This window comes from Pseudomonas sp. LB3P58, from assembly GCF_054897895.1.
Genome location: NZ_JBUBVE010000001.1, coordinates 1,367,218 through 1,385,129, shown reverse-complemented (window position 1 = coordinate 1,385,129; position 17,912 = coordinate 1,367,218). Strand labels below are relative to the sequence as shown.

Below are 17,912 nucleotides of genomic sequence, written 5' to 3'. Positions count from 1 at the left end.
GAAATTTTATGCCACTGACTCGCAAAGCCTACCGCGCCGCCATTCTGCACAGCATCGCTGATCCTGCCGAAGTCGGTATTGAAGCCTCGTATGAGTATTTCGAAGATGGCCTGCTGGTGGTTGATAACGGCCAGATCAGCGCCCTTGGTCACGCCAGCGACTTGCTGCCGACCCTGCCGGCTGACATCGAGATCACCCATTATCAGGATGCGCTGATCACCCCGGGCTTCATCGACACCCACATTCACTTGCCGCAAACCGGCATGGTCGGCGCCTACGGCGAGCAACTGCTGGACTGGCTCAACACCTACACCTTTCCGTGCGAAAGCCAGTTTGCCGACAAAGCTCACGCGGATGAAGTCGCAGGCATTTTCATCAAGGAACTGCTGCGCAACGGCACCACCACCGCGCTGGTTTTCGGCAGCGTGCACCCGCAATCGGTGAACTCGTTCTTCGAGGCCGCCGAACAGCTGGACCTGCGGATGATCGCCGGCAAGGTGATGATGGATCGCAACGCCCCGGACTACCTGACCGATACCGCCGAATCCAGCTACGTCGAAAGCAAGGCGCTGATCGAGCGCTGGCACGGCAAGGGTCGCCTGCACTACGCGGTCACTCCGCGGTTCGCCCCGACCAGCACCCCGGAACAGCTGACCCTCGCGGGTCAGTTGCTCAGCGAATTCCCTGACCTGTACATGCAGACCCACATCAGCGAAAACCTCAAGGAAGTCGAGTGGGTCAAGGCGCTGTTCCCGGAGCGCAAGGGCTACCTGGACGTCTACGACCACTACAAACTGCTCGGCGAACGTTCGGTATTCGCCCACGGCGTGCACCTGTGCGATGACGAGTGCGCGCGGTTGGCGGAAACCGGCTCGGCGATCGCCTTCTGCCCGACGTCGAACTTCTTTCTCGGCAGCGGCCTGTTCAACCTGCCGATGGCCGAGAAGCACAAATTGAATGTCGGCATCGGTACGGACGTCGGTGGCGGCACCAGTTTCTCGCTGCTGCAAACGTTGAACGAAGCGTACAAGGTCATGCAGATGCAAGGCGCCCGGTTGAGCCCGTTCAAGTCGCTGTACCTGGCCACCCTCGGTGGTGCTCGCGCGCTGCGTCTGGAAGACAAGATCGGCACTCTGCAACCGGGCACTGATGCGGACTTCCTGGTGCTGGACTACAACGCCACGCCGCTGCTCAGCTATCGCTTGAAGCAGGCCAATAACATTGCCGAGACGTTGTTTGTATTGATGACGCTTGGGGATGACCGGACCGTGTTGCAGACGTATGCGGCGGGTAATCAGGTGCATCAGCGCTAGGTTTTTCGGGCATAAAAAAATCCCCCGCAGCTTTACAGCCCGGGGGATTTTTATTGCCTGTCAGATTGCTATCGCGAGCAGGCTCGCTCCCACAGTAGATCTCTAGTGGACACAGGATTTTCATTCAACACAAATCCAATGTGGGAGTGAGCCTGCTCGCGATGGGCGCGACTCGGTCTATCAGAGCTTCGCGACTGGCCGCCCTGGCTTCTTGGTCTGCAACAAATGTGAGAACACCGCATGCAAATCATCCGACGCGCTTTCTTCGTCGAGGTTGAGTTTGCTGTCGATGTGATCCATGTGATGCATCATCAGGTCCACTGCCAGCTCAGCGTTGCGCGCTTCGATGGCGTCGATCAGCTGGGTGTGCTCGTCGTAGGAACAGTGGGAGCGATTACCGCTTTCGTATTGGGCAATGATCAACGACGTCTGGGACACCAGGCTGCGCTGGAAGCTGATCAGCGGCGCGTTTTTCGCCGCTTCGGCCAACTTCAAGTGGAACTCGCCCGACAGACGAATACCGGCGCCGCGATCGCCACGGGAGAAGCTGTCGCGCTCGTCGTTGACCATCTGGCGCAACTCGGCAATCTGCTCGGCCGTGGCGTGCTGCACCGCCAATTCAGTAATCGCTCGCTCCACCAGACGCCGGGCCATGAACACCTGGCGCGCCTCTTCGACACTTGGGCTGGCGACGACAGCGCCACGGTTCGGACGCAGCAGCACGACGCCTTCATGGGCCAGGCGCGAGAGCGCGCGGCGAATGATGGTGCGACTGACCCCGAAAATTTCCCCCAGCGCTTCTTCGCTCAACTTGGTGCCGGGCGCCAGACGCTGTTCGAGGATGGCCTCGAAGATATGCGCGTAGACAATATCGTCCTGGGTACCGCTGCGGCCGGCTTTGCCTGCTCGCGGTTGTTTCTTTAGGGGTTGCAACTGTTCGTTCATGGGCACTCGAGTCGGAAGAACTGCGGCGAATTGACCGTGACTGTAATACGGCACAGTGGGTCGCTGGCAAGTATCGCGTAAAAAACACCGCGATTGTACACAATGGAGGGTGGCAACACGACTGTACGGCTGTTTGTCACTTCCGCTGTATTGCAACGACTGGTTACTTTTGAGTTTAGGCTTGAACCCGGGTTTTACCTTTCAAAAGTATAAGGAACACCGCTGTCATGAACGACGCCACGCACACGCAACTCCGCCCTCTGGCTGATACGTCGCCTTCTGCGATCGTTGCCGGCTTCATCGCGATGATGACCGGTTACACCAGCTCGCTGGTCCTGATGTTCCAGGCCGGGCAAGCGGCGGGTCTGACCAGTGGGCAGATTTCCTCGTGGATCTGGGCGATCTCGATTGGCATGGCGGTGTGCTCGATTGGCCTGTCTCTGCGTTACCGCACACCGATCACCATCGCCTGGTCGACCCCCGGCGCGGCGTTGCTGATCACCAGTCTGGGCGGCGTGACCTACGGCGAAGCCATCGGCGCCTACATTACCTGTGCGGTGCTGGTGACGGTTTGTGGCCTGACCGGCAGCTTCGAACGGCTGGTGAAAAAGATTCCGGCTTCATTGGCCGCTGCACTGTTGGCGGGGATTCTGTTCAAGATCGGCAGCGAAATATTCGTCGCCGCGCAGCATCGCACCGCATTGGTACTGGGGATGTTCTTCACGTATTTGGTGGTCAAACGCCTGTCGCCGCGTTATGCGGTACTCGCCGCGCTGTTGATCGGCACGGCACTGTCGGGGTTCATGGGCCTGCTGGATTTCAGTGGCTTCCACCTGGAAGTGGCAACGCCGGTCTGGACCACACCGCACTTCTCCCTGGCCGCGACCATCAGCATCGGCATTCCGCTGTTTGTCGTGGCAATGACCTCGCAGAACATGCCCGGCATCGCCGTGCTGCGCGCCGACGGTTACACCGTGCCGGCCTCGCCGCTGATCACCACCACTGGCATCGCTTCGTTGCTGTTGGCGCCGTTCGGTTCCCACGGGATCAACCTGGCGGCTATCAGCGCGGCGATTTGCACCGGGCCGCATGCCCATGAAGATCGCAACAAGCGCTACACGGCGGCCGTCTGGTGCGGGATTTTCTACGGGATTGCCGGGGTGTTCGGCGCGACGCTGGCGGCGCTGTTTGCCGCGCTGCCGAAAGAGTTGGTGCTGTCGATTGCGGCACTGGCGCTGTTCGGCTCGATCATCAATGGCTTGAGCATCGCCATGAACGAAGTGAAGGAACGTGAAGCGGCGCTGATTACCTTTATGGTGACGGCGTCGGGGCTGACGCTGTTTTCCATCGGTTCGGCGTTCTGGGGGATTGTGGCGGGGGTGTTGACGCTGGTGATTCTGAACTGGCGTAAAAGCTAAAAGCTCGCAGCCTCGTTTCACTCGACAGCTGCTACATGGATCGCATTGCCCTGTAGCAGCTGTCGAGTGAAACGAGGCTGCGAGCTCTTGATCTTCCGGACATAAAAAAACGGCGACCCTTGGGTCGCCGTTTTTTTACAACATCAAGCTACCGGATTGATCGGCTTTTCCGGGTACCAGACGTCGATCAGCGGGCTGACGGTTGCTTCGGTCAGTTCGCTGCGGCCTTTGAGCCAGGCTTCAACAGCGGCACGCTGCTCTTCGGACACCGAGCCACGCTTCTGCAGGCAAACCAGACCGAAGTCGTCGCCGCCAACATAACCCAGACCGTTGGCTTCCATGGCTTCTTTCAGGAACGCGTCGAGGAAAGCATCAATGGCTTCATCAGCCAAATCTTCTTTGAAATCCAGGTTCAGTTCGAAACCCAGCTCTTGAAATTCATCGACGCACAGTTTTTTGCGCAGACGCTGGGAACGGTTAGTCGCCATTGGAACAATCCTCATAAGTAATAACGGGCGGCACTTTAGCAGTTTAAGGCGCCGATTGCCCGTCTCTCTGGGTTGCAGGCCCTACCGTCGGTAAAAAAATAGCGGATTAGAGGACCAGGGTAAGGCACAAGCCGCTACACCTTGGGGCATAATGCCGACACTTTCATGACCGCTGAGGGAATTTATCTTCATGCCCTCGTCTTTTTTCCCCTCGGCTGTAGGGTTTTATTTCACATGATCAAATCTTTGCGTCCATTGCTACTGGCCGGTTTTCTGCTCCCGCTGGCCTTCTCTGTTTCCGCCGCTCCGATCAACACCTCGTTGTCGCCCAATGTTGAAAAAGCCCTCAAGGCCAGCAAGATGCAGGACAACGCCTTGTCACTGGTGATGATCCCGCTCAACGGCCCTGGCACCCCGACGATTTTCAATGCTGACGTCTCCGTCAATCCGGCCTCGACCATGAAACTGGTCACCACCTATGCGGCGCTGGAAATGCTCGGCCCGAACCACCAGTGGAAAACCGAGTTTTACACCGACGGCACGCTCAGCGGCGGCATCCTCAACGGTAACCTCTACCTCAAAGGTGGCGGCGATCCGAAGCTGAACATGGAAAAACTCTGGTTGCTGATGCGTGACCTGCGCGCCAACGGTGTGACGCAAATCACTGGCGATCTGGTGCTGGATCGCAGCTTCTTCGTACAACCGCAATTGCCGCAGTTCAACGACGACGGCAATGACGACAACAAACCGTTCCTGGTCAAACCCGATTCGCTGATGGTCAACCTCAAGGCCCTGCGCTTTGTGGCGCGTAACGACAACGGCCGGGTGCTGGTGTCGGTGGAACCGCCGATTGCCACCATTCGCATCGAAAACCAGGTCAAAGCCGTCAATTCCAAGCAATGCACCGGTGGCGTGCGTTACAACCCGGTAACCCAGGCTGATGGCAGCGTGACCGTGACGGTCGGCGGCCAGTTGGGCGAGGGTTGCAGCTCCCAGACTTACCTGTCGCTGCTCGACCACGCGACCTACACCGCGGGTGCAGTGCGAGCGATCTGGAAGGAACTGGGCGGCAGCATTCAGGGCGTGGACCGTCTGGCGCCAACGCCTAAAGATGCCAAGGTACTGGCTCGGGCCTTTTCGCCGGACCTGGCGGAAATCATCCGCGACATCAACAAATACAGTAACAACACCATGGCCCAGCAGCTGTTCCTGAGCCTGGGTGCGCAGTTCCGCACCGAGGCCGACGGTGACGATGCCAAGGCTGCCCAGCGTGTCGTGCGTCAGTGGCTGGCGAAGAAAGGCATCACCGCGCCGCACCTGGTGATGGAGAACGGTTCCGGCCTGTCCCGTGCCGAACGTGTGAGTGCGCGTGAAATGGCCGGCATGCTGCAAGCGGCCTGGAAAAGCCCGTATTCGGCCGAGTTCATCAGCTCGATGCCGATTGCCGGCACCGACGGCACCATGCGCAAACGCCTGAAGACCACGGCGATGCGCGGTGAAGCGCACATCAAGACCGGCACCTTGAATACGGTGCGGGCGATTGCCGGTTTCAGCCGCGACATCAACGGCAATACCTGGGCGGTAGTGGCGATCCTCAACGACAAGGCACCGTTTGGCGCGTCGTCGGTGCTGGATCAGGTGCTGCTGGACCTGTATCGCCAGCCGAAACTGCCGGAAACGGCTTCGGTGTTGTAACCCTTAAAATCAAAAGATCGCAGCCTGCGGCAGCTCCTACGGGTGTACACATAACCCTGTAGGAGCTGCCGCAGGCTGCTTTTCAATTCACCAGAGAAATCACGCCAAACTAGTTCATCTCTCCTTCTACCCGATCCCGCCCGGCCAGTTTCGCCGCATACACCCCCGAATCCGCCCGCAGCAGCAGCGCATCCGCGCCCTCCCCGACTCGCCAACTGGCAATCCCGAAACTGGCGGTCACGGTCCCGACGCCTTCGATCGGCGAACTGCGCAACCCTTGCCATAGCTGCAAGGCCAGGACATGGGCATGCTCGCCGTTGATATCCGGGCAGAGCACCATGAACTCCTCGCCACCCAGGCGACAGAACACGTCGGTGCGTCGCAGCCGATGGCCGATGCGTTCGCACACGATCTGCAACACCCGATCGCCGACCGCGTGACCATGCTGGTCATTGATGCGTTTGAAGTGGTCGATATCGAGCATGATCACCGACAGTTCGCCGCCACCGCGTTCGACCCGGACCATTTCGGTGGTCAGGCGTTCCTGGAAATAGCGGCGGTTGTGGATCCCGGTCAGAGAGTCGGTGATCGATAGCGCCCGCAGTTCTTCTTCCACCCGTTTCAAGTCGGAGATGTCCGAGACATAGCCGTGCCAGAGCACGCCGCCACCGGGTAATTCCTCCGGCGTCGCCTCGCCACGAACCCAGCGCAGGCCGCGCAGGGGCAACTGCACGCGGTATTCCTCGCGCCAAGGGCTGAGGGTGTCCGCCGACGCCCGGATCGAAGCACGGACCCGGGTGGTGTCCTGCGGATGAATCCGCGTGAAAATCGCTTCGGCGTTGAACAACAGTACATCCGGTTCAAGTTCGTAGATCTCGCGAATACCGTCGCTGGCGTAGATCACGCTGAAGCGCCCGTCGAACTCCATCTTGAACTGGTAGATCCCACCGGGCACATGGGCGCTGAGTTTCTTCAACAACAGGTCCCGTGCCGCCAGGGCCTCGTGGACCCGCTTGCGTTCAGTGATGTCGATACAGATCGCCAGGTGCCCGACCCACAAACCTTGCTCGTCAAGGACCGGGGTCGCCAGCATGTTCACCGTCAAATGGCTGCCGTCGTTACGCAGCAGCGTCCATTCCCGCGCTTCGTGACCGCCCTCCTCGCCGCCCTCGACCAGCATCGCCTGGCAGGTCGGAATCGGCTTGCCATAACGCGCGCTCAACTCCGCCGAACGTGCCAGGAGTTCCCGGGGCAGGTGCAGGTTTTCCAGGGTCATGTGGCCCACCACTTCGGCGCTGGTGTAGCCAAGCATTTGTTCGGCACCGGCATTAAAGGTTTGGATAACCCCGCGCAGGTCAGTGGCGATGATTGCCACTTGGGTCGCGGCATTCAGCACGCCACGCAACTGGCCATGGGTGCCGCGCAACTCCTGCTCGCGGGCGCGCAGTTCCTGGGTCCGTTGCTCGACCATTTTCAGCGCCCGTTGACGCTGACTGACCAGCACATACAGCAAGGCACTGAGCAACAGACTGAGCAAGCCGCCCAGCACCACCAGGGTGGTCACCGAAGAATGATTGGCTTGCAGGAAGGCATCGCTGGGCTGAATGTCGACTTGATAGTCATGGTCGGCAAGCCGCAACAGCCGGGTCGCGGACAACTCACTGGGCGCCGGCGTGTTGGGGGATTCATAAAGCACTTCGTGCTGATCATCTGTGGATAAGTCGAGGATGCGCACCGAAAGATAGTCACGGCCAGCCTCCGGCAGCCCGTCCGCGAGCAACTGATGCATGCTGATCACAGCCATGACATAACCGTACGATTTCACCCCCGCCGTAGCCGGACTATTGCGCAGCAACACCGGTGCGACCAGCAGCACGCCGCGGGCATAGGCCGGTTCGATACTGACCAGATGCATCGGCTGCGATACCGCCATGCCGCCGAGCTGATCGGCCCGTTCAAGGGTGGAACGGCGCAAGGGTTGAGCCCACAAGTCGTAGCCCAGCGGCGAACCCAGTTTGCTTTGGGTCTGGCTATACAGCACCGCCACGTACTCATCCCGTTCGGCCGCCAGTTGCAGTTGGCCGTCGGCATTGAGTTCACGCAGGGTGAAGTCGGGTAAACCCTCTGCACGCACCTGGCGTTCAAATACCGCCCGTTCGGCACCGGTTACCCGCTTGGCGAAGGAATAGGCCTGAGTCCGGTGCAGCAGCGGTTGGGTGTAACCGTCGAACTCCGCGCGGGAGACCGAATCGGAATTGGCAAAGAACCGGCGCAGGCCATCGAGGCGCTGCTCCTGATCTTCGAAGCGTTCTTCGATACGGCTGTAACGTTCACTGGCCAGCAGTTGGAAACGTTGCCGCAATTGATGCTGGAACAGATTCAGCGTCGACCACGCCAGCAATCCCGTGAGAATCCCGCCGACAACCAATACCAGCAATGCGACCAGCCAGGCCGAGACATCTTCACTGATAAAACCCAGGATCTTCGGGCGCACGGCGTGCAACGACATAGACGCAACTCAAAACGCCAGGTGCGGGAAAGCCCATTGGCCATGCGTTGAGTTATAGCTATTAGCCATCAATTTGACCAGCACAGAAAGAAGCCAAGAGCCTTTAAAAATCAAGGCTCTGTGGATCCAATCCGTTCAAGTGTCAACGAGCCATGATTTTCCAGGCACGGTGGATTTTGCCATTTCGGGCGAAATCCGGATCGATGGTCTGGGCGGTGATTTCCTCGACCGCATAACGCTCGGCAAGGTTTTCCTCGAGCTGGAACTTGCGGAAGTTGTTGGAGAAGTACAACACGCCGCCCGGGGCCAGACGCGCCATGGCCAGGTCGATCAATTGCACCTGGTCACGCTGCACGTCGAAGATCCCTTCCATGCGCTTGGAGTTGGAGAACGTCGGCGGATCGATGAAGATCAGGTCGTATTCGTCACGGCAGGCGTCGAGCCAGGCCATCACGTCGCCCTGCTCCAGACGGTTCTTCTCGGAGAAACCGTTCAGCGACAGGTTGCGACGCGCCCAGTCCAGATAGGTTTTCGACAGGTCGACGCTGGTGGTGCTGCGCGCGCCGCCCTTGGCTGCGTGAACACTGGCGGTTGCGGTGTAGCTATACAGGTTGAGGAAGCGCTTGCCGGCCGCCTCTTTCTGGATCCGCATGCGCATTGGCCGGTGATCGAGGAACAGCCCGGTGTCGAGGTAATCCGTGAGGTTCACCAGCAGCTTCACGCCACCTTCGTTGACCTCGACGAACTTGCCCTGTGCCGCTTGGCGTTCGTACTGCTTGGTGCCGCTCTGACGCTCGCGACGCTTGACCACCACGCGGCTCTTGTCGATGTTCAGGGCCTGCGGAATGGCAGCCAGGGCGTCGAACATGCGCGCCGAGGCTTTTTCCGGATCGATGGATTTCGGCGCGGCGTATTCCTGGACGTGGACCCAATCCTGATACAGGTCGATGGCCATGGAGTATTCCGGCATGTCGGCATCGTAGACGCGGTAGCAGTCGATGCCTTCACGCTTGACCCACTTGCCGAGGGCCTTGAGGTTCTTTTGCAGACGGTTGGCAAACATCTGCCCGCCTTCGCTCAAGCGCGGCTGTTCGATCACTACCGGTGCCGGTTTGATCGGGTTGCCGTTCTTGTTGTACTTCTCGTACTTGCCGGGTGCTACGTCGTTGTCTGCGACTTCGACTTCGGCTTGTTCACGCTCGACCTGACGCTGTTCCGGGGTGCGACGTTCGCCGGTGACGAACTGGTCCGGCGTGACTTTGATCAGCAGCAACTTGCACGGCAACGCGCCGTTCCAGAACGAATACTGTTTGTGGCTGCGGATGCCCATGCGCTTGCCCAGGTCCGGGGCGCCAGTGAATACCGCGGCTTCCCAGTTCAAGCAGGCCTGACGCAGACGTTCGCCGAGGTTCTGGTAGAGATAGAGCAAGCTCGCCTCGTCACCCAGACGTTCGCCGTACGGTGGGTTGCAGATCACCAGACCTTTCTGGTTCTGGTCCGGACGCGGCTCGAACGTCCCGACTTCGCCCTGGTAGATCTTGATCCACTCGCTCAGGCCGGCACGTTCAACGTTGTTGCGGCCCGGTTGAATCAGGCGTGGATCGGCTTCGTAACCGCGAATCCACAGCGGTGGCTTGGCCAGACCGGCCGCGCAACGCTCAGTGGCTTCTTCGTGAAGCTTTTTCCACAGCGCCGGGACGTGACCGAGCCAGGCCGTGAAACCCCACTGCTCGCGACGCAGGTTCGGCGCCATGTCGGCGGCGATCATCGCGGCTTCGACGAGGAACGTACCGACACCGCACATCGGGTCAGCCAGCGCGCCGCCATCGGCCGCAATGCGTGGCCAGCCGGAACGGATCAGGATCGCTGCCGCGAGGTTTTCCTTCAGCGGCGCCGCGCCCTGCTGCAAGCGATAGCCGCGCTGGTGCAGGCTGTGGCCGGAGAGGTCGAGGGACAGGATCGCTTCGCCACGGTCCAGGCGCAGGTGAATGCGCAGGTCCGGGTTGAGTTTGTCGATGGACGGACGATCGCCCTGCGGCGTGCGCAGTTTGTCGACGATGGCGTCCTTGACCTTCAAGGCGCCGAAGTGGGTGTTGTCGATGCCCGAGCCGTGACCGCTGAACTCAACGGCCAGGGTGCCATCGTTGAGCATGTGGTCTTGCCACTCGATATCCAGCACGCCGTGATAAAGGTCTTCGGCGTCTTTCATCGGAAAACGCTTGAGCACCAGCAGCACCCGGTTCGCCAGACGCGACCACAGGCACAGGCGATAAGCGGTTTCCATGGTGGCCATGCCGCGCACGGCAGAGGTGTGCTCACGCGCTTCCTCAAGGCCAAGCCCGATGGCTTCCTCGATGAGCAGGCCTTCAAGGCCTTTGGGGCAAGTGAGGAAGAGTTCGAAACGATCGGACATGGTAGTTCCAGAGCCTTTAGCTAAGTGAACCGGCAACGCATTGCCGGCCCGGTTTTCAATCAGGCGCTTTTCTAAAAGAGCGCCCGCGTGGCACGAAGGTGTGCCGTCCCACCCCTGCAAGCTCGGGTTAAAAGAGCTTAGATGCAAAGACAGATAAAAAAGTTGATGCAACAAAATGTCATAAGTCGACCCTTCGTCGAATAGTCCCCCTGCTCAACAGGAGGCATTCTCACTAAAGGATTAACCCCATCATGCAGCGCGGGGCTGATCATACCGGGGTTTTGCCAATAAACACGGGACAACATCGTGTTACTTATCGCCATACCATCTTTATCGTTACGTCCTTATGACAAAACGATCATTCCCTCGATGTGACGCATTGGTTAGAACTCAATACAGGTTGACGCCGCAATGACGTCAACACCTTGGCTCGCGACGCCGGCAGCGAGCCCCCAACGGCAGGAGTTTTTCTGCCAGACCTCGATTGAGGTCGACGCGATAAATACAGTCAACAAGTGAGGGCAACACCCTATGAGAAGACTTAAGCGTGATCCGTTGGAAAGAGCATTTTTGCGCGGATATCAATATGGCGTTGGTGGCAAATCCCGTGAGCTTTGCCCATTTACTCTACCGTCGGTACGCCAAGCCTGGATTAACGGCTGGCGAGAAGGACGCGGCGACAACTGGGACGGTATGACCGGCACTGCGGGAATCCATAGACTCAACGAACTTCACGCCGTCGGCTAACACAGGGCACACACTCCGACACGACAATCTGATTACGTAACGACTTACCACGCACGCCCCATCCGGGCGGCGGGCTTCGGCCCAGGGGCTCCTTCGAGGAGCCCTTTTTTATGCCTGCCAAAATCTCACCTTGAGCTCCCACAGGGATCAGCGCAAGGCGGCGATGGCGTCTACAGATTCACGAATCAGCGCCGGACCTTTATAGATGAAGCCGGAATAGAGCTGCACCAGGCTGGCACCTGCAGCGATTTTCTCAGCCGCGTGCTTGCCTTCGGTGATGCCGCCCACGGCGATGATCGGCAAGCGACCGGCCAACTCGGCCGCCAGCACCTTCACGGTGTGGGTGCTCTTGTCACGAACCGGTGCGCCAGACAGACCGCCCGCCTCGTCACCATGCTCCATGCCTTCTACGCCGACGCGGCTCAGGGTGGTGTTGGTGGCGATCACCGCGTCCATCCCGGTTTCGATCAGCGCTTGCGCGACCTGAGCGGTTTCTTCGTCGGTCATGTCCGGCGCAATCTTGATCGCCAGGGGTACATGTTTGCCGTGGCGCAGCGCCAGTTCTGCGCGACGCGTCGCCAGGTCGGCCAACAACTGCTTCAGCGAATCGCCGAATTGCAGGCTGCGCAGGCCCGGGGTGTTCGGCGAGCTGACGTTGACCGTCACATAGCTGGCGTGGGCATAGACCTTGTCCAGGCAGATCAGGTAGTCGTCGACCGCCCGCTCAACCGGGGTATCGAAGTTTTTGCCGATATTGATGCCCAGCACGCCCTTGAACTTGGCCGCCGCCACTCGAGCCAGCAGGTGATCGACGCCGAGGTTGTTGAACCCCATGCGGTTGATGATCGCCTCGGCATCCGGCAGACGGAAAATACGTGGCTTCGGGTTGCCCGGCTGCGGACGCGGAGTGATGGTGCCGATTTCGACAAAACCAAAACCCAATTGCGCAAAACCGTCGATGGCCGCGCCGTTCTTGTCCAGACCGGCCGCCAGACCCACCGGGTTCGGGAACTCGAGGCCCATGACGGTCACCGGCATTTTCGCCGGTGCCTTGCACAGCAAGCCGTTGAGGCCCAAACGCCCGCCCGCGCCGATCAGGTCCAGGGACAGATCGTGGGAGGTTTCCGGGGAAAGTTTGAACAACAGCTGACGGGCCAGGGTGTACATGGGCGGGTTTGACTCTGGGCTACGAAAAGTGGCGGCGATTATAGCCGGGCATCGGGGTTGCAGGCGAGGCGCGCGACAAAATCAGCGAGCGATGGCATATGCCTTGCACCGTCACTGACATCAGCACTCATGCCAACGGCGGGATGAGTCGAAAGACAAAGGCGTCGTCACTTGGCCTTGCCCTGGCAAGCAGCCCGGTACGGCGCTTTTTTATGGAAGGTGTTTACTGATGATTGAAGTTCCAGCCAACCCTCTGGCCTGGGTCAACGGCAGCGATGCCCCGGAAAAGACCGAAATCAACCTCGGCTTCATGGCCCTGAGCGACTGCGCCTCCGTGGTGGTCGCGGCCACGCAGGGCTTCGCCCAACCTTATGGCCTGACCCTGAACCTCAAGCGCCAGTCGTCCTGGGCCAACCTGCGGGACAAACTGGTCAGTGGCGAACTCGACGCCGCCCACAGCCTGTACGGTTTGATCTACGCCGTGCATTTGGGCATCGGCGGTGTCGCGTCGACCGACATGGCGGTGCTCATGGGCCTGAATCAGAATGGCCAGAGCATCAACCTTTCCCATGGCTTACAGACTTTAGGCGTGACCAGTCCTGAAGCACTGGACCGACACGTGCACCAAAGTCGCCCAAAACTCACCTTCGCCCAGACATTTCCTACGGGTACCCACGCCATGTGGCTGTATTACTGGCTCGCGAGTCAGGGCATCCACCCGTTGCAGGACGTCGACAGCGTGGTCGTGCCGCCGCCACAAATGGTTGCGCACCTGCAAGCCGGGCGCATCGATGGCTTCTGCGTCGGCGAGCCATGGTCCGCCAGTGCGGTGCAGCAAAACTTGGGGTTCACGATGGCCACCACGCAGACCATCTGGCCCGATCACCCGGAAAAAGTCCTCGGCTGCACCCGCGCCTTTGTCGAGCAATACCCCAACACCGCACGGGCGCTGGTGATGGCGATTCTGGAGGCCAGCCGCTTCATCGAGGAAAGTACCGAAAATCGCCGTAGCACCGCGAAGCTGTTGAGCGCACCCGAATACCTCGACGCGCCACTCGACTGCATCGAACCGCGATTGCTCGGTGACTACGCCGATGGCCTGGGTAATCGCTGGCAAGACCCGCACGCGCTGCGTTTCCATGGTGGTGGCGAGGTCAACTTGCCGTATCTGTCCGATGGCATGTGGTTCATGACCCAATTCCGCCGTTGGGGTTTGTTGCGCGACGACCCGGACTACCTCGGCGTGGCCCGTCAGGTCCAGCAACTAGACTTGTATCGAGAGGCCGCCACCGCTGTCGGTGTGGCCGCGAGTGATCAGCCAATGCGCAGCAGCCAGTTGATCGACGGCAAGGTCTGGGATGGCCAGGACCCCGCCGGCTATGCCCGCAGTTTCAAACTGCACGCCATGAGCGACAGCTCGCCCCTTCTCGCCAGCCGCTGACAGGAGACTGCGAATATGTTGCGTATCCTGCTGATCAACGACACCGCGAAGAAAGTCGGTCGCCTGAAGGCGGCCCTGACCGAAGCCGGGTTCGAGGTGATCGACGAGTCGGGGCTGACCATCGACCTGCCCGCGCGCGTCGAAACGGTGCGTCCGGACGTGATTTTGATCGATACCGAGTCACCGAGCCGCGATGTGATGGAGCAAGTGGTGCTGGTGAGCCGCGATCAACCGCGGCCGATCGTGATGTTTACCGATGAACATGACCCCGATGTGATGCGTCAGGCGATCAAGTCCGGCGTCAGTGCCTACATCGTCGAAGGCATCCACGCACAGCGCTTGCAGCCGATTCTCGATGTGGCCATGGCGCGTTTTGAAAGCGACCAGGCCCTGCGCGCCCAGCTCAACGCCCGCGACCAGCAACTGGCCGAGCGCAAGCGCATCGAGCTGGCCAAAGGGCTGCTGATGAAAATGAAGGACTGCAACGAGGAAGAGGCCTACACCCTGATGCGCCGCCAGGCCATGAGCCGCCAGCAGAAGCTGATTCAGGTGGCGGAGCAGATCATCGCCATGAGTGAGCTACTCGGCTAACTCCCCCCCAACGATCATGCTGAACCTGGCACAGATCTCGCTAGGTAATCGCTACAGGTAACCAACGGCGGTTGCCCCACCTACGACAAAGACGTCGCTCACCTCATTTGCCCTTTGGCGAATCCGGTGGCGGCGTTTTTTTGTTTTGGCCCCACAGACCGGGGCCGGTGGTGCGGCCGATGCGGCGCCCCACCTGCAAGCTCATGACTCCTTCTCGAGACTCCTAACAGCTGAGGTGCGCGATGAATTCAAGCTTCTGGAAATCTGGCCATACCCCGACATTGTTCGCGGCCTTCCTCTATTTCGACCTGAGTTTCATGGTCTGGTACCTGCTCGGCCCGCTGGCAGTGCAAATCGCCGCCGACCTGCACCTGACCACCCAGCAGCGCGGGCTGGTGGTGGCCACGCCGATTCTGGCCGGGGCGGTATTGCGCTTTGTAATGGGCTTGCTGGCTGATCGCCTGTCACCGAAAACCGCCGGGTTGATTGGCCAGGTGATCGTCATCTGCGCCCTGTTCGGCGCCTGGAAACTCGGCATTCACAGTTACGAACAAGCGCTGGTGCTGGGCCTGTTCCTCGGCATGGCCGGCGCATCCTTCGCCGTCGCCCTGCCGCTGGCCTCGCAATGGTATCCACCACAACACCAAGGCAAAGCCATGGGCATCGCCGGTGCCGGTAACTCGGGCACCGTGCTCGCGGCACTGATCGCCCCGGTACTGGCTGCCGCGTTTGGCTGGAGCAACGTGTTCGGCTTCGCCCTGATCCCGCTGATCCTGACCATCATCGTCTTCGCCTGGCTGGCCAAAAACGCACCTGAGCGGCCAAAAGCCAAGTCCGTGTCCGACTACTTCAAGGCCTTGGGTGACCGCGACAGCTGGTGGTTCATGTTTTTCTACAGCGTGACCTTCGGCGGCTTCATCGGCCTGGCCAGCGCCCTGCCAGGCTATTTCAACGACCAATATGGCCTGAGCCCGGTGACTGCCGGTTACTACACCGCAGCCTGCGTGTTCGGTGGCAGCTTGATGCGTCCGTTGGGCGGCGCGCTAGCCGACCGCTTCGGTGGCATTCGCACCCTTTTGGGGATGTACACGGTGGCGGCGGTCTGCATCGCTGCAGTGGGTTTCAATCTGCCGAGTTCCTATGCGGCACTGGCACTTTTCGTCTGCACCATGCTCGGTCTGGGTGCAGGTAACGGCGCCGTTTTCCAATTGGTGCCGCAGCGTTTTCGTCGCGAGATCGGTGTAATGACCGGTTTGATCGGCATGGCCGGCGGTATTGGTGGCTTTGCACTGGCAGCGGGCATGGGCGCGATCAAGCAAAGCACCGGCAGCTATCAATTGGCCTTGTGGTTGTTCGCCAGCCTTGGCGTTCTGGCCTGGTTCGGTCTGCACGGCGTGAAACGTCGCTGGAGAACCACTTGGGGTTCGGCAGCCGTGACCGCTGCTCGGGTCTGAAGCGTCAATGAGCCTGCAACTGAGTTTTGCCGAAGCGAGCGCCATCGGCCCTCGCGAGGAGAATCAGGACGCCCTGCGCCTGGTGACTCCGGCCCCGGCGCTGGCGGCGAGCAAGGGTTACCTGTTCGCCATCGCCGATGGCGTCAGCCAGTGCGCTGACGGTGGTCTCGCCGCCCGCTCGACGTTGCAGGCCCTGGCGCTGGATTACTACGCCACGCCGGAAACCTGGGGCGTCGCGCAGGCATTGGATCGCCTGCTGCTGGCACAAAATCGCTGGTTGCAGGCCAATGGCGGTGGGCAACCGTTGCTCACCACTGTCAGTGCTTTGGTCATGCGCGGTAGGCGGTTTACCTTGGCCCATGTCGGCGATTGCCGGGTTTATCGCTGGCACGCCGACACCTTGCAACGGGTCAGCGAGGATCACGTCTGGGACCAACCGGGCATGCAGCATGTGCTCAAGCGAGCGTTGGGGCTCGATCAGCATTTGGTACTGGATTTTCTCGATGGCGAACTGCGGCTGAACGAAAGCTTCGTACTGCTCAGCGACGGCATTTGGGCCGTGCTGGGTGACACCGCGATTGCGGCAATTCTGCGCGACCAACCGGATCTCAACAGCGCTGCGCAGACCTTGGTCAACGCGGCGCATCTGGCCGGCAGCCAGGACAATGCCAGCGCCTTGCTGGTGCGAGTCGATGCCCTCGGTGAAACGAGCATCGGCGATGCGTTGATTCATTTGCAGCAATGGCCGCTGCCGCCAGCCTTGAAACCAGGCCAGACTTTCGAAGGTTGGCAGGTCGAAGGGATACTCGGTCAGAGCCAGCAGTCATTGCTCTATCGGGTGCGCGATGGGCAACAACAACCCTGGCTGCTGAAAACCTTGCCGGGCGCGCTGCGCGACGATCACCTCGCAGGGCAGGCGTTGCTGTCAGAAGAGTGGTTTCTCAAGCGCGTGGCCGGGCGGCATTTCCCTGAGGTCCATGCCGCCAGTCAGCGTCAGCATTTGTACTACGTGATGCGGGAATATTCCGGATCTACCCTGGCGGAACTACAAGCAGATGTCGGACCGCTGCCTCTGCCCCAATGGCTGGATCTGGCCGAACGCCTGCTGCGCGCCGTTGGCATACTGCATCGACGGCAGATTTTCCATCGCGACATCAAACCGGAGAACCTGCTGCTGGGGGACGACGGCGAATTACGCCTGCTGGACTTCGGTCTCGCCTACTGCCCTGGCCTGTCTGAAGATCAGCCTTCTGCCCTGCCCGGAACGCCCAGCTATATCGCGCCGGAAGCCTTTCGCGGGGACGCACCGACACCGCAACAGGATTTGTATGCCGTCGGCGTGACCCTGTATTTCCTGCTCACCGGGCATTATCCCTACGGCGAAATCGAAGCCTTCCAGCGCCCACGGTTCGGGGTTTCTGTCAGCGCCAGTCGCTATCGACCCGACCTGCCGGAATGGATTGCGCAAAGTCTGGAGCGCGCCGTGGCGGCGGATCCGGGTCAGCGCTTTGAAACGGCGGAAGAATGGTTGTTGCTGTTGGAACAGGGCGAGCGACGCAGTTTGAGCGTGCGACCCAGGCCGCTGCTGGAGCGCGAACCGCTGAAGGTCTGGCGAACCTTGGCGCTGGTGTCGTTGTTGGTGAATCTGGTGCTGCTGTTTTTACTGTTTCATGGCTGAGGTTTTCACTGCCCCAAAAGATCAAAAGATCGCAGGCTGCGCCAGCTCCTACG

At 60.2% G+C, this 17,912-nt stretch carries 13 protein-coding genes; 8 read left to right on the top strand and 5 right to left on the bottom strand.

What is annotated here, in order from left to right; translation table 11 throughout:
• Positions 1–8 precede the first annotated feature (8 nt).
• Entirely contained in the window at positions 9–1,313 is a 1,305-nt protein-coding gene (gene guaD / locus ACYZTZ_RS06435; protein WP_461997568.1) for a guanine deaminase, read from the top strand.
• A 180-nt stretch (positions 1,314–1,493) separates the two neighbouring features.
• Here the strand turns inward: guaD and ACYZTZ_RS06430 are convergent, their stop codons facing one another.
• Positions 1,494–2,258, bottom strand: coding sequence for a GntR family transcriptional regulator (locus ACYZTZ_RS06430; RefSeq protein ID WP_046047886.1), 765 nt, complete (start codon positions 2,256–2,258; stop codon positions 1,494–1,496).
• A 227-nt stretch (positions 2,259–2,485) separates the two neighbouring features.
• Here ACYZTZ_RS06430 and ACYZTZ_RS06425 point away from each other — a divergent pair, with 227 nt between their 5' ends.
• On the top strand, positions 2,486–3,676 hold the full coding sequence (locus ACYZTZ_RS06425; RefSeq protein WP_461997567.1) for a benzoate/H(+) symporter BenE family transporter: 1,191 nt from the start codon (positions 2,486–2,488) through the stop codon (positions 3,674–3,676).
• 143 nt (positions 3,677–3,819) lie between these two features.
• Here ACYZTZ_RS06425 and ACYZTZ_RS06420 read toward each other — a convergent pair whose 3' ends face one another.
• Positions 3,820–4,164: a YggL family protein gene (locus ACYZTZ_RS06420; RefSeq protein WP_007896965.1), complete on the bottom strand. Its 345-nt coding sequence runs from the start codon at positions 4,162–4,164 to the stop codon at positions 3,820–3,822.
• A gap of 234 nt (positions 4,165–4,398) precedes the next feature.
• Here ACYZTZ_RS06420 and dacB point away from each other — a divergent pair, with 234 nt between their 5' ends.
• Positions 4,399–5,859: a D-alanyl-D-alanine carboxypeptidase/D-alanyl-D-alanine endopeptidase gene (gene dacB, locus ACYZTZ_RS06415; RefSeq protein ID WP_056744233.1), complete on the top strand. Its 1,461-nt coding sequence runs from the start codon at positions 4,399–4,401 to the stop codon at positions 5,857–5,859.
• A gap of 109 nt (positions 5,860–5,968) precedes the next feature.
• Here dacB and ACYZTZ_RS06410 read toward each other — a convergent pair whose 3' ends face one another.
• Both ACYZTZ_RS06410 and rlmKL read right to left on the bottom strand, forming a co-directional pair.
• Positions 5,969–8,368: a sensor domain-containing diguanylate cyclase gene (locus ACYZTZ_RS06410; protein WP_461997566.1), complete on the bottom strand. Its 2,400-nt coding sequence runs from the start codon at positions 8,366–8,368 to the stop codon at positions 5,969–5,971.
• A gap of 142 nt (positions 8,369–8,510) precedes the next feature.
• On the bottom strand, positions 8,511–10,781 hold the full coding sequence (gene rlmKL, locus ACYZTZ_RS06405; RefSeq protein WP_461997565.1) for a bifunctional 23S rRNA (guanine(2069)-N(7))-methyltransferase RlmK/23S rRNA (guanine(2445)-N(2))-methyltransferase RlmL: 2,271 nt from the start codon (positions 10,779–10,781) through the stop codon (positions 8,511–8,513).
• A 531-nt stretch (positions 10,782–11,312) separates the two neighbouring features.
• Here rlmKL and rmf point away from each other — a divergent pair.
• Entirely contained in the window at positions 11,313–11,528 is a 216-nt protein-coding gene (gene rmf / locus ACYZTZ_RS06400; protein WP_003223300.1) for a ribosome modulation factor, read from the top strand.
• Between the two features lie 147 nt (positions 11,529–11,675).
• Here rmf and ACYZTZ_RS06395 read toward each other — a convergent pair whose 3' ends face one another.
• Positions 11,676–12,695, bottom strand: coding sequence for a quinone-dependent dihydroorotate dehydrogenase (locus ACYZTZ_RS06395; protein WP_461997564.1), 1,020 nt, complete (start codon positions 12,693–12,695; stop codon positions 11,676–11,678).
• A 229-nt stretch (positions 12,696–12,924) separates the two neighbouring features.
• Between ACYZTZ_RS06395 and ACYZTZ_RS06390 the strand changes: the two genes are divergently transcribed.
• From ACYZTZ_RS06390 to ACYZTZ_RS06375, 4 genes are all read left to right on the top strand, one after another.
• Positions 12,925–14,136 carry a CmpA/NrtA family ABC transporter substrate-binding protein gene (locus ACYZTZ_RS06390; protein WP_056744226.1) on the top strand — a complete coding sequence of 404 codons (1,212 nt, stop codon included), beginning with the start codon at positions 12,925–12,927 and terminating at the stop codon, positions 14,134–14,136.
• A 15-nt stretch (positions 14,137–14,151) separates the two neighbouring features.
• Positions 14,152–14,727 carry an ANTAR domain-containing response regulator gene (locus tag ACYZTZ_RS06385; protein ID WP_008146285.1) on the top strand — a complete coding sequence of 192 codons (576 nt, stop codon included), beginning with the start codon at positions 14,152–14,154 and terminating at the stop codon, positions 14,725–14,727.
• A gap of 242 nt (positions 14,728–14,969) precedes the next feature.
• Positions 14,970–16,181, top strand: coding sequence for a nitrate/nitrite transporter (locus ACYZTZ_RS06380; protein WP_046047894.1), 1,212 nt, complete (start codon positions 14,970–14,972; stop codon positions 16,179–16,181).
• 7 nt (positions 16,182–16,188) lie between these two features.
• Positions 16,189–17,859 carry a protein kinase domain-containing protein gene (locus ACYZTZ_RS06375; RefSeq protein WP_461997563.1) on the top strand — a complete coding sequence of 557 codons (1,671 nt, stop codon included), beginning with the start codon at positions 16,189–16,191 and terminating at the stop codon, positions 17,857–17,859.
• Positions 17,860–17,912 lie beyond the last annotated feature (53 nt).